Source organism: Vibrio chagasii, assembly GCA_041879415.1.
Classification (GTDB): Bacteria; Pseudomonadota; Gammaproteobacteria; order Enterobacterales; family Vibrionaceae; genus Vibrio.
The window spans coordinates 17,336-30,373 of sequence record CP090852.1; the positions used below are offsets into that span (position 1 = coordinate 17,336).

Below are 13,038 nucleotides of genomic sequence, written 5' to 3' on the forward strand. Positions count from 1 at the left end.
CAAGCACAAGAATTTGATACTTATCCATAATTGTCCGTAGGTGGTCATGAAAGCGTCGATAAGATATGAGATATTATTAATTCTCATTGCATCATGATATAAATTCAATATTCCCAATTAAGAGCACACTCCAATGCAGCTAAGCGCTAACAAGACTGCACAATTTTTTATTCAAAATGAATACCATCAGGTTGAACTCGATGGTTCACGTCTGCTGTTGTCGTCAGTAGGCAGTGAGGAACGTATCCCGTTTACTATTTGGAGTGGCAAGATCGCGATCAAACGCGGATTGTTTTGGGGATCGTTACAGTTTTTTGCTAACCAACAAGACGGTAAGCAGCGCAGTTGGTTAGTTCAAGGTCTACCTTGGGACCAGTGTCGTCAATTTGCACGTGCATCGGTGGCGGCATACCAGAAGTGGCATGATACACAATGTGAACAACTGGCTGAACACGTGCCTCAATGGGAAGCTGAATTACTGCGCTTAGAGCAACTTCCAGCCTTTCTTCCTCATTCTAAGGTCAACACTTGGGTTGAGAAGGTTAACTCTGGCTTAGAGAGTATGACGATGACGCTGGACGAAGCGGCGCAGCGTATGCCAAATCGCATCGCAAGGCTGCAGCCGTGGTTGTCTGACACCGAGGCTAAGCAAGCGGAAAGAAACCAGCAATGGCTCGAGACAGAGAGAAAAAACTGGGAAGTCTTGTTTGCTCAATGTGAGTCATCGCCGTTGAACTTGTCTCAGCAATATGCGGTTCTAATGAACGATGACCACAACCTGATTCTTGCAGGTGCGGGCTCAGGGAAAACCAGTGTTCTGACAGCGCGTGTCGCTTACTTATTGCAAAGTCACCAAGCGCAAGCTGAAGAGCTTTTATTGCTTGCCTTTGGTCGTGAAGCGGCCGAAGAAATGAAGCAGCGCCTCGACAGTAAAATTGGGTTGTCGGCTGAGAAAGTTCAAGTGAATACCTTCCACCAGTTGGGTTTGAAGATCTTGAATGAGGTTGAAACCGAACGTGTGGTTATTTCTCCCCTTGCTTTAGATGACAATCAGCGCCAAGCCTGGTGCATTGATTGGTTGAAGAAGCACTGGATGACGCCGACCAACTTCAAGCGTTGGCAGAAGCACTTATCTAAATGGCCAATTGCTTACCTAACGGGTGATGACGAGCTAGGCAGCCACGTTTCAAACCTTAAGTTGATTGGTTGGCTTGAAAAGCAACTGGAACAGTTGAATGCATCAGGCTTAACCAAGAAAGAAGTACAGCAGCAGCTTATCGACCACCGTGATTACACACGTCTTAACAGTGAGCTATCCCTGTGCTGGCCTTGTGTGACGGCATGGCAGAAGGCATTGAAAGAAGAGAACCATATCGATTTCTCGACCATGATCAGCCGTGCGACTCAGTACGTCGAAAAAGGTAAGTTTATCTCGCCTTGGAAGTTCATCATGATCGATGAGTATCAAGACATCTCTCCTGATCGTCTTGCTTTGGTTGAGGCGCTGTGTAATCAGTCTAAAGCGGAGCACCAAGCCTCTATTTTTGCCGTGGGCGATGATTGGCAGTCTATTTACCAATTCGCGGGTGCAGACGTTGATTTAACTACAGGCTTTAAAGATCGTTTCGCGAGCTCGACCATTCATCACCTAGATACCACGTATCGTTTCAACAATCAGTTAGGTGCTGTGGCGAATCGTTTTGTGCAAGAGAACCCAATTCAGTTACCGAAAGAGCTAAACAGCTTCAAGCAACAGAAGCAAAAGGCGGTCTACAGTGCACCAAGTAAAGAGGTTGAGAAGATCCTTGATCAACTCAACCGCCAATCTAAAGGTAAAACCAATAAGTCGGTGTTGATGCTTGGCCGTAATCACTACCATAAACCTGAGTTGTTGGAAGACTGGAAGAAGATCTACACCTCTATTGATATCAACTTCATGACTTGTCACGCCAGTAAGGGTAAAGAAGCAGACTTCGTTATTATCCTTTGCGTGGATGAAGGACAATTCCCAGCGAAGAAGAAGCAACTACACATTGATGGCGCATTAACTGAATCGTCAGACGTGTTCCCATACGCGGAAGAACGTCGTTTGTTCTACGTAGCGATGACACGTGCTAAAGAGAAAGTGTGGATCACGCACAGCGGCGATGGTTCGGGCTTCGTACAAGAACTGCATGGTTCTGACTACCCAGTGGTTCGTAAGAAGTAGCCACTTAGACGGGGTGCCAACTAAGAGCTCAAATTGCTTTCGCTGTATTTTATTTGCAGACATAAAGCAGAAGGACATACATATGGAACATGGCTCAATCAATTACATCGAATTTGCCGCGAAAGATATCGCAGCGACCAAGGCGTTTTTCAGCCAAGTGTTCGGTTGGCGCTTTGAAGATTATGGTCCTGAGTACTCTGCTTTTGAAGGTAAAGGGTTAATGGGCGGTTTCTACTTGGCTGATTTGTCTTCTGATGCAGAAAAGGGCGGGGCGTTGATGGTTTTCTACAGCGAAGATCTCGAACAGACTGAACGTGACGTGCTTGAAGCGGGCGGGGAGGTCAATCGTGAAATATTCAGTTTCCCTGGTGGCAGACGTTTTCATTTTAGAGAACCTAGTGGAAATGAAATGGCAGTCTGGAGTGACAAATAGCCTCTTCTCAGAACTGCTATATTCAGATAAACAAAAGCCTGCGATTAAGCAGGCTTTTTAGTCTGTGACGTATTGCTCTGTCTTAACGAGAATTAGATACGCTCAGCTAGATACGCTTCGTAATCTGGAATCTCGATAATCACTTCTTCTTCTAGCATTGAAGAGTTGAAAAGGAAGTTCGCAGTCGCGCGGTTGGTTGCAACTGGAATGTTCCAAACACTCGCGATACGCAGTAGTGCTTTTACATCAGGGTCGTGCGGTACGGCATTAAGTGGATCCCAGAAGAAAATCAGCATATCGATTTTGCCTTCTGAAATCAGAGCACCAAGTTGTTGGTCACCACCCATTGGGCCACTGATCATGCTCTTGATTGCTAAACCTGTCTCTTTGCTTAGCAGAGAACCCGTTGTACCAGTCGCATAAAGGAAGTGGCTTTGTAGCTTCTCTTTATTCTCTTTTACCCATCTTAGTAGCTCAGGTTTGAAGTGGTCATGAGCGACCAGAGCGATATGCTTATGCGTTGGCATAGTACGCGTTGTTTTTTGCATGAATTTTCCCTAAATTATCGTTCGTATTTTTATTGTTATGAGTGCTTAACTCAATATAACACTATGGATTCACACTGAATACCGGCCGAAACTCAGAAGGTGACAATGAATCGGCAATAATTTGATCTTTGAGTGTTGCAGGGGTTAGAGCTTCAATTTTTGGTGCGCTGTGCATCTCGTAAGGTTCTCCTCGTAAATAACTCACCGCTTGTTTCACCGACAAGCGACCCTGTTCCACCATTTTGTCTGTTGGTGCAAAAAGTACCTTGTTTCGCAGTAAGCCACGATAAGTACCATGACTCAAATAGCTGGAAATCAGACCAATTTCATCGGTTTTACCCGCCGCTCTTAGCTCACTGATTGCAGCCTCTATAGCAACGGCACTACCAACGATGTATTGAACCTTTGCTTGTTCTATCACTTGTTGTACAAGGTTGCGTTGCAGCTCTTTGTCGTTGTCAGCCCAATAGCTCACATCGATTTTTACATCGCTATCTTTAATCGCGTCATAGAATCCTAATGCAACAGGTTTGGTGCCACCGCTTGCTTGAGGGCCAAGCAATAATGCAATAGGGGTTTCGCCAGAGCCTGTTGGATGAAGCTTCGCTAAATACTCACCTACTTGGAAGCCCATCTGATACCAATCAACACCAACTGTACCTTTAAGTACTTTTTGCTGCTCTTTGCTTAACGTCAATTCGTTCACTGTTGCAAACACAGGTGTCGAACCAACCCAGTCAGTAAGGTTATCGTGATAGGCGTCTGGTGACACTGTGCCTAAAATAATGGCATCAGCACCCCATTTAGTGCACAGGACGAGTTGTGAGGCTTGTTTGCCAACATTAGGGTAGCCGCCAGCTTCTAGCACTCGTAGTTCAACCTGCAATTTTTCGGCTTCGGAAATCATGCCGTAATTCACAGATAACCAATAGGAATCCTTGAGGTGTGGGTAGATGGCGCAAATCTTCTCTTTTTGTGACGTCGCAGTCGCCGGTTTGATAGGGCTTAATAGCACATCAGCACTAGCGGAAGAAGCGGCTAACGCAAGTAAAGATAAAAGAAGTTTTGACGCGAAGGATTTAGTGCGCATGAATTGCCGTTTTATTGGTTTTAGATAAGAAACACTGCAAAATATAGCGTATTCTGCAGGGGTAAAGAAGAACGTTTTAAGGTTTAGGTTTTATGTTGTTAGCTTCAGCAAGTATTGGACGCAAGCTGCTGGCCTCATTTTTAGTGATGGCGATGCTCGTTCTTTTGTCTGCATTGATCGGGGTATCTGGATTTAGCTTTGTTGCAAAAACAGAGAGAAACGTTGTTGATTCAGCGCTACCAGCGATGATTGAAGCTCGTCAGGTTTCTGAGTTGAGTAATCGCATTATTTCGTCTGTGCAAACCCTCTCTAATGCGAGAAATGAAGCTGAGCGAAAAGAGGCTGGCACACTGCTGTTCGACCAACTAGAAGCCCTGTTACAACACATCAAAGATTTGGGTGTCGATAGCTTTGATTCAGAACTGCTGCATAAACTTGAAAACAATGTGCAGAGCGTTATCAACACGCTGGCGGAGCTGGGCGTTTCAGTAGAACGTAAACTCTGGCTAACCCAAGAGCTATCGTCTCGTGTTGAAGAGATGCGCCTACTGGCTGAAGAGCTAGAACAGCTGACTCGAACTCAAGTGCTGAATACCGCAACCATAGCCGTTGCCAACGTTACCCATATCTATGATCTGCTAGAGACCAAAGAAACCGATAAAGCCTACCAAGCCTTAGATGCGCTGGTGGAAGTCGATCTTGACCTTTCAGAGCGCCTACACGAATTGCATCTTCTAGCGTTCAAAATGCTCAACCAGATTGAGGAAACTCAAACGGTAACCAATGTTGAGCGTATCCATCAAATCCAAACTGAGTTTGAATCTAATCTTAGGATCATGGTTCGTCGTGTTAAAGCGGTAGAAGATCCAACACGTTCAGAGCAGATGTCCCAGCTTCTGGAAGAGCTACAAAAACGTCAAGTGGTGTTTGATATCTCTTTGGAGCAGTATGAGAACACCAAAAAGTCTGAGCTGTTGATGCAGAATACGTTGAAGTTATTCTCACAGCTGAACACGACGGTAAACCAACTGATCGATGACTCCAACCTGAGTACGAAAAAAGCGGTAGATGAACTGACTTCTACGTTAAGCCTCGCGCAATGGTCGCTCTCTGTGATCTCTATTATTGGCTTGGTGATAGTGGCGTTTATTGTATGGCGCGTGGTGTATGTGTCGGTCGTGAAACGCCTTGCTGAATATTCGGCAGCCCTGATGTCTATTGCACAAGGGCGCCTTAATATTGATATCTCAGTAAAAGGTAATGATGAGCTTGCGCATATGGGTGAAGCAATCATCACAGCAAGAAATACAGCGCAGGCGCTACAAGTGGTGGCTGTGGGTGAGGCTAAAGCGAAACGAGAACTAGAAGAACATAAAGAGCACCTTGAAGAGTTGATCACAGAGCGAACCTACCAACTGCAAAAGACTAACGAGAAGTTGAATGTAGAGGTAACCAACCACGCGAAGGCGCGCAGTGCTGCTGAACAAGCGAGCCGTGCTAAGTCAGCTTTCTTGGCGACCATGAGTCACGAAATCAGAACGCCAATGAATGGGGTGTTGGGAACGGCACGTTTGCTCAAAGATACTGGTTTGAATCCTCTGCAATCTGGCTACGCTGACATTATCAATCGCAGCGGTAAGAATTTATTAGCCATCCTCAACGATGTATTGGACTACTCTAAAATTGAAGCAGGACATCTTGAGATAAGGATTGCGTCTTTCGATTTGCATCAAATGGTTCAAGACACATATCAATTAATGGAAGGGCGTGCAGCTGAGAAGAAGCTTGGCTTTAGCTACCATATTGAAAGCGATGTACAGCGCTACTGGCGCGGTGATGTCACCCGTATTAGCCAAATATTGAATAACCTGGTTGGTAACGCGATTAAGTTTACTGAAAAGGGCGATATCGACATCTTCATCAGCTTAGATCTCGAAGATGAAAACCGCGTGATGTTTGAAGTATCCGATACAGGTGTTGGGATACATGAAAGCGAACAGAAATGCTTGTTTGATGCGTTTAGCCAAACCAACAGTGGTCGAAACACAACGGGTGGTACTGGATTAGGTCTGGCGATCAGTAAGCGCATCATGTTGGCAATGGACGGTGATATTGGCGTTCATTCAGAAGAAGGGGAAGGCAGTCAGTTCTGGTTTTCCTTACCGCTTCAAGCAGGCGAAAAAATCGAAACTAAAGCCGCAGTGGTTGAAACTTGCATTCGAGCTAAAGTGCTGTTGATTGAAGACAACCCAGTGAACTGTATCGTTGCTGAAGGCTTCTTAAACAACCTGGGGCATGAGGTCGTGATTGCCACAACGGGACAAGAAGCTTGTGAGATATACAGTGAACAAGTCTTCGATATTGCGCTTGTTGATATCAATCTCCCAGACTGTGATGGTGTTGACCTCATTCAGCAACTTAAAGAGATTGAGGTTCAAGCATCTGCTTTAAAATATTTACCAGACAGCTCTGTGCAGTATGCGCCGCCTATGGTGGCGGTATCGGCTCATGTGTTTAATGAAGAAGTAGAAAGTTATTTGGCGAATGGGTTTGATGGCTTCTTACCAAAACCTTTGGAGAAAGAAGCGCTTGCAAGGCTGATAGTGACTCAGCTAGATGGCAAGACCTTGTTATTGCCACAACCTGACCCTAATGATTCAACTTGCAAGAGAAACGAGCATGGATTTTGTGAAAAGCGTATTGAGAGCCACGTTATAGTCGAAAGCGAAATTGAGCAGCCAGACCAAGAGGAAAGTCCTGTGACCATTTCTGATAGCAAACAGATAATTGATAGCAAAGTAATCGAAGGCGACTTGTCTATTCTTGGTTTGGACAAGATGAAGCAGATTGTCGGGCTCTTTGAACAAAGCAGCCTTGAGACGTTAAAAGAAATGGCTGACGCCAATGATGCGGAGAATGCCCGTGAGGTGAAATCGCTCGCTCATAAGCTCAAAGGGTCAGCGGGCAGCTTAGGGCTATTAGCCCTGTTTGACGTGTGTAAGAACATTGAGATTAGCAGTGAGCCTTTAACGCAATACGGAGAGAGCTCTGAAGAGTTAACGAGGTTAGTTAAAGACTCTCTAGCGGCACTGCAACAACATGTCTGATATTGAATGTTCTCTGCCACATAATGAGCTTCTCAGGCTAATCTGAGCTCTGTCTAACTGAGTATCCAGAAAAAAAATCCTCTGCCAAGACAGAGGATTTTTGTTTTTAAAGCGATGCTTCGGACTAACGGTTTTCGAAGCGGTTGTAGTCCAATAGTCCGAACTCAATCGGTCGGTCTTGTTGGTACCAACGATGAACTCGGTCACTGAACGGCCAGAACTCACTAGAGCTGCGTCGGATAGCAAACTTATCGAGTAGCGCTACGTAATCTTCTTCAGTCTGTAAGTTTTGAAGAGACTTCACTAGAGTTGGAATTTCCTTCTCTGTCAGTGATAGGTAAGCGGCTGGATAGCTGCCTACAATGCCTCGGACGAGCGTTAAGTCGTCATTAGCGTAATCTCTGTTACCTTCTTCGTTAAACAGGCTAGAAATGTTGCTGTGAGCGTTATTGTGAATCATGGTGAACAGTTGTTCTTCACCGTTTTCCCCCTCAATCATGATCATCACGAGTTGAGGCACATGGCGTAGGCCTTCACCTTTCACCAAGCTCACCTGTTTAAGCAGCGCTTCATTTTTACGGCTAAAGCCTGTATCGACGATCTCATAACGGTCATTGAGTATCGGACTCAACTTATCTTTCAACTTATCGAGCAGCTCGCGTTTTGGATCGGCGGTTTTATACACCACGCTAGTTGGCTGATCAAAAGGTGCGATATTACGTTGTAAGAAGTCGCTCAACTGGACGCTTTGATTTTGATACCAGCTTGAGTGCTCAAGGTGTCGTACATCTTTTGGTAACAGGGTTAAGAAGTTACTTTCACCTTCAAGACGCAAGAAGTCCATAAACATACGCGTGATAAGCTGGTGGCCAAAGTTTCCGTAAACATCGAAGCCAGCTACAAGTAGGTAATGAATTCTTTCTAAAAGTGCATAATCCAGAATCCACGCCGTTTTAGGTTGAGGACCCACTAAGCCTTGTACCACTGATGCACTGTCAAAGTGACGGAAAACGGTAAGGGCAGCGTTCGGGTTGGTGCCATTGCCATCCCAGATAACGTCTGTCGTTAAGTTCTCACCATTTTTAAACCACTTGTTAGCAAAGTCTGATTTACCTTCCAGGTAGCGTGCTTGCTGTTTTGAATATCTAACCCAGTTCGTTGCAGGAACCGTGTTACTTTCAAGTTCACTAGGAAGCTTAAGATTGTCACGTTGGCTTGCATAGAAGGCGTTGATCTCTGGAAGATCGGCCTTGTCTGGATCAATAAAGAATACCCAGAATCGGTCGTTAATCACGTTTAATGCCAACTGACCACGACACACAGGGCCTTTAATGTAAGCCATGATGGTGTTCTGAGCGTTGTCGAGCATAAACTTAAAGCGAGAGTTTACAGGCAAGGCTTCAAACGAGGTCATTGGGTTCGCGGCAACATCAATATCGTAACTTGGCAGCTTATCTACAGTGTAATCGGCATCAACGAACCAAGTGTTCCAGTTTTTCAGGCGTTCTTCATTGAGGGCGAAAGGCATGTGTGTCTTGTCGACAATTGTGCCTTGCTCAGGGATAAGACGGTAGTACACACGAGGGACTTTTGGATCGTCATAAGGGCGACGAGTGGTGATACGCTTGACCGGTTCGCCAGGAGGTGTAGCAGAACGAACAATCGAGAAGAAGCGTGTCGGTTGACCTAATTCTGAAAAATAAACGTGTGATAAGAACAGGTGTTCGTAGATGTAACGTGCTGAAAGTTGGCTCTTTCTTGAACTCTTGTTAAGGAACTTTTCGTAAGTATTAACCAGCTCTTGCTCAGCTTCACTTAGCGGAATATGTTCGTTCATCAAAGCGCCATTTTCTAGCCAGCTCATCAGAGTCGCGTATTCTGTCTTGTCTAAGTTAGGCATACCATAAGGCATCCCCCACGTAGGGTAATCTCTTTCATATTGAGCGTACTCTTCGATAGTCGGGCACTGTTGGTCACGATCAATTGAAAAGTCGAAACCTTCTAGCTGCGTTTGCTCTGGAAGTGGGTGATTCTCTTTCTGTATCAACATACGAGAGACCAGCCCGGCATCTAAGTTGGCGGTCGAGTTCTGCATACGTTCGTTGAGTACAGGGTGGAAATCAGCGTCGCGCCACTCTTGTGTGGTTAACGCATCTTCAAACAAGCGAGTGGGAGCCGATGCCGTTAAACGAGTACCTTGATAAACCAGTGCTTTACTTGCACCTCGGTCGATACCTTCCACAGAAGACATTTTAAGTTGGCAAGGTGCATCGTAGCAGGCGTGACAAACAACACATCGGTTATCAATGATCGGTTTAACTTCGTTGAGAAAGTGTTGCGATTGAGCTGAAAGGATAGGCGTTTGGCGATCACGAACTTGTTGTTCGCCAAACAGCTCATCGAAGTTTAGACCCGCGTACACGGCACAACCTGAGAACACGCTGACAAGAGACAAAATGAAGAGTTTTTTCAAATTCATACGTACTTAGATATTTGGCATTTTTTCTAATTATATCGAAAATGATTGAAAATGCTCATGTTCTGACAATTTTGTAGACAAGATCTCTATAGGATTGAGTGATTCGCTAGGCTTGGCTGTGGGCATAGAGCTTAGTATTCAGGTCTATTGGTTAACGTAACAAACGGAGAAGGGGACTGAGAGTCGCTCGAATTCCTTTATCCAACGCCATTGGTTATCTTGTAATTTGTCTCCAGGGCCTTTAACTTCTATCCAGTGAAATTGGTCATTTTTAAAGGCGATCAGGTCAGGCATTCCGGTTCTAAATAGCTTTAGGTCGCTCAACATCACCTTAAATAGTTCGATAAGCAGGACGTTCGGCACGGTGTTGATACTCTGTTTTATCAGAGCGTTAGGGAAGTGATTCCAATGCACAAACGGATTAGCAATGCCAAGCTTTTCATCATAGACATCGAGCAAGTGTTCAATGCCTTGGTTCGAGATGGTTTGGAATACGGCATTAATTTGCAATTCACGCTTTTGTTGAAAGTCTGAATGATAGAGATCCAATGGTCGATATTGGTAGCGGTTGATAAACGCCCCCTCGACATCTGAGAAAATTACATCCCAAAACGCCAAACCGAACAACCCACACAGAAAGCTGTTCTCCGAAAAGTAGACTTCCCAACCTTGAGCTTCAAAATGTTGCTTAACGGCAAGCTCAACTCTGGTTTGGCTTAGGTCTAATTCCAATCTAATTTGTTCGCAAATTGGTTTTGAAGTGCGTGGAACCTTTTGTCCCTGCTTGCGTAGCAACTTTTGCTCAAGCTTAACGGCGACTTCCAGTTCTGATACGTCAGATGGGTTGGTTTGCATATCCGTGACGGTGTCACCCATTAGGTCTAGCTCATCTTGCTTGTCGTAGATGCGAGCAAGCCGCTCTCTGCTCGGTGGAAGTGATGATTGCTTAAACCAATGAACGGCTTTTTCGTTCTGATTGAGCCTTTCTAGATCCCGAGCAATGTCATTGATCAGGCGCGAGCGCTTTCGCGCAATGGTGCGATGTTCTGATTCGCACGGCAAGGATTGCAAAAGGTGCTCAAGAACGTCGCTGTCCTTACGGTCGCCTTCATAATATTGGCGTTGAACGTCGCGCATTGAGAGCAGTTGGTTGAGCTGCTCTCTGGAGTTGAAGAAGCGACGCTGCTTACTCAATGGGTAGTTTTCAAAGGTGTTCAGGCCAAGATCGCTTAACACGAACTGACTGAGATCTTGGTATGTATTGGCGAAAAAGAGTAGCAGCAATACATCGATAACTTCGGCTTCATTAACATGGATACAGTCAAATGTTAACACTTCATAATTTTCAAAAGGTTGTTGAGTCAGCAGTCCTAATAGCACGTCTTTTTTAGCCGACTTACTGCTTTTTAGGGTAGGGAACACGTTGACTAGCTCAGGCTTAGTGAGCAAGTGTAAGCCTAGCTCAAGCTCTGTGATAACAAGGTTGTGCGAAGCTTTAGGATTACTCAGAGCAATAAAGCCTGATGTACTTAGCTCATGCAACGCACCGGGGAGATTGGGTATTTCAACGTAGTCGAGTTTATCACTGCGAAACCAGCACCCCTTACGAGACAGCAAACGAACCATTAAACACTGGCTATGTGTAGAAAGGTGCTTGTAACTTTGTAGCCAACGAGTTTCATCGGCGCTCAGTAAGTCATGGTAGTGCGTTTGAGCGTGTTCAATCAGTCGATTGAAGTTGTCGAGATAGTAAGTTGGGTGCAGTTGAGGAGTGGATTCTAATGTCACTTGATACGTCGCTTGATACAAAAAGAGCCTAACCCTAAGGTTAAGCTCTTTCTTTTCAAATTCAATCTTTTATCAGATTAAGCTTGAGATGCTTTTAGCTCAGCAACTTTTGCTTCAGACATTGGCTTAGTGATGATTGCTAGAACAATACATACTGCCATCATTGCTGCAGAGATAGTGTAAGCAAGACCGTAGCTATCGCCGTTAGTCATCGAGTAACCAACAACCGCTGTACCGATTGCACCACCGATACCCCATGCCGTGTAAAGCACGCCGTAGTTAGTACCGTAGTTTTTAAGACCGTAGAATTCAGCTGTAAGCGTTGGGAATACTGCTAGTAGAGTACCGTAACCAACCGCTGCAACCGCTGTACCGATGATTAGCGTGAACTCAGTGTTAAACGTAGCGAATAGAGCCATGTTTGCGCCTTGCAGAATGAATGCAAGTAGAAGAGTACGAACGCCACCGATCTTGTCAGCAAGCATACCAGCAGCAACACGACCGCCTGAGTTAAATACAGCAAGGATAGAAGCAAGGTAAACCGCGTTTGGTAGGTTTGCTTGAGCGCTTGCGATACTTGTGATGTTACCGATGATCATTAGACCAACAGAAGCTGCGAATGCGTACATGATCCATAGAGAGTAGAACTGAGGAGTCTTCAGCATTACTTTCCAAGATAGGTCTTCGCTCTTCTTAACCGCTTTTGGAGCTTGGCCAGCTTTTACTTTTGGCTCAGCTGGAGCGTAACCCGCTGGTGGGTTGTTGATTGTTGCTGCTAGAGGTACAGCGATTGCTAGTACACCAACACCAAGAATCTTAAAGCTTGTTTGGATGCCCATGCTCTCGATAAGAGCAGCAGTAACTGGAGCAAGGTAAATTGCCGCTAGACCGAAGCCTGCTGCTATAAGACCGTTAACCATACCTTTCTTAGAAGGGTGGAACCACTTCATTGCTGAAGGAGAAAGACATGCGTAACCGAAGCCGATACCCGCACCTGCCATAACACCGAATGTGATGTTTAGCATTAGTGGAGAAGTCGCAAAACCTGATGCGATCATGCCAAGGCCAGTAAGAGCTGTACCAAGAATTAGGATCTTACGTGGACCCATGCGGTCTTGTAGGATACCAGCAACAAGAAGACAGATAGAGAATGTGATTGTTGCAGTCGCGTATGGTGCTGATGCTTCAGCTGCAGACCAGCCTTCACCTTGTAGGGCTTTGTTAAATACACTCCAAGCATACAGGATGCCAAGACAAAGGTTGATACAGAAGCCTGCTAGCAGGATACGTGTAGCTTTATCAATCTTGCTCATTTTTATTCTCAGTTTTGTCTTTGGTCTAGTGAGAGCCACAGGACTAAAGACGGGTTATTGTGATTGTTTCT

At 45.3% G+C, this 13,038-nt stretch carries 8 protein-coding genes; 3 read left to right on the forward strand and 5 right to left on the reverse strand.

The features are described from left to right. The first annotated feature begins 133 nt into the window (after nucleotides 1-133). On the forward strand, nucleotides 134-2,209 hold the full coding sequence (helD, locus tag L0991_14220; GenBank protein XGB64716.1) for a DNA helicase IV: 2,076 nt from the start codon (nucleotides 134-136) through the stop codon (nucleotides 2,207-2,209). An 82-nt stretch (nucleotides 2,210-2,291) separates the two neighbouring features. Beyond that, nucleotides 2,292-2,642 (forward strand): VOC family protein, encoded by a 351-nt coding sequence (locus tag L0991_14225; protein XGB64717.1) that lies wholly within the window; start codon nucleotides 2,292-2,294, stop codon nucleotides 2,640-2,642. 92 nt (nucleotides 2,643-2,734) lie between these two features. Here the strand turns inward: L0991_14225 and L0991_14230 are convergent, their stop codons facing one another. Both L0991_14230 and torT read right to left on the reverse strand, forming a co-directional pair. Beyond that, nucleotides 2,735-3,190 (reverse strand): methylglyoxal synthase, encoded by a 456-nt coding sequence (locus L0991_14230; protein ID XGB64718.1) that lies wholly within the window; start codon nucleotides 3,188-3,190, stop codon nucleotides 2,735-2,737. 61 nt (nucleotides 3,191-3,251) lie between these two features. Continuing rightward, nucleotides 3,252-4,280: a TMAO reductase system periplasmic protein TorT gene (gene torT / locus L0991_14235; GenBank protein ID XGB64719.1), complete on the reverse strand. Its 1,029-nt coding sequence runs from the start codon at nucleotides 4,278-4,280 to the stop codon at nucleotides 3,252-3,254. Nucleotides 4,281-4,372: 92 nt separating this feature from the next. Here torT and torS point away from each other — a divergent pair, with 92 nt between their 5' ends. Continuing rightward, entirely contained in the window at nucleotides 4,373-7,387 is a 3,015-nt protein-coding gene (torS, locus tag L0991_14240; GenBank protein XGB64720.1) for a TMAO reductase system sensor histidine kinase/response regulator TorS, read from the forward strand. 124 nt (nucleotides 7,388-7,511) lie between these two features. On the opposite strand, the gene L0991_14245 is transcribed toward torS, so the two are convergent. The 3 genes from L0991_14245 to L0991_14255 all read right to left on the reverse strand — a co-directional run bounded on the left by L0991_14245 (nucleotide 7,512) and on the right by L0991_14255 (nucleotide 12,967). After that, nucleotides 7,512-9,866 carry a fatty acid cis/trans isomerase gene (locus L0991_14245; protein ID XGB64721.1) on the reverse strand — a complete coding sequence of 785 codons (2,355 nt, stop codon included), beginning with the start codon at nucleotides 9,864-9,866 and terminating at the stop codon, nucleotides 7,512-7,514. A 144-nt stretch (nucleotides 9,867-10,010) separates the two neighbouring features. Then, a complete protein-coding gene (locus L0991_14250) occupies nucleotides 10,011-11,675 on the reverse strand; it encodes a VRR-NUC domain-containing protein (GenBank protein XGB64722.1) in 1,665 nt (554 codons plus the stop codon). Nucleotides 11,676-11,731: 56 nt separating this feature from the next. Further along, nucleotides 11,732-12,967 (reverse strand): OFA family MFS transporter, encoded by a 1,236-nt coding sequence (locus L0991_14255; protein XGB64723.1) that lies wholly within the window; start codon nucleotides 12,965-12,967, stop codon nucleotides 11,732-11,734. Between the last annotated feature and the right edge of the window lie 71 nt (nucleotides 12,968-13,038).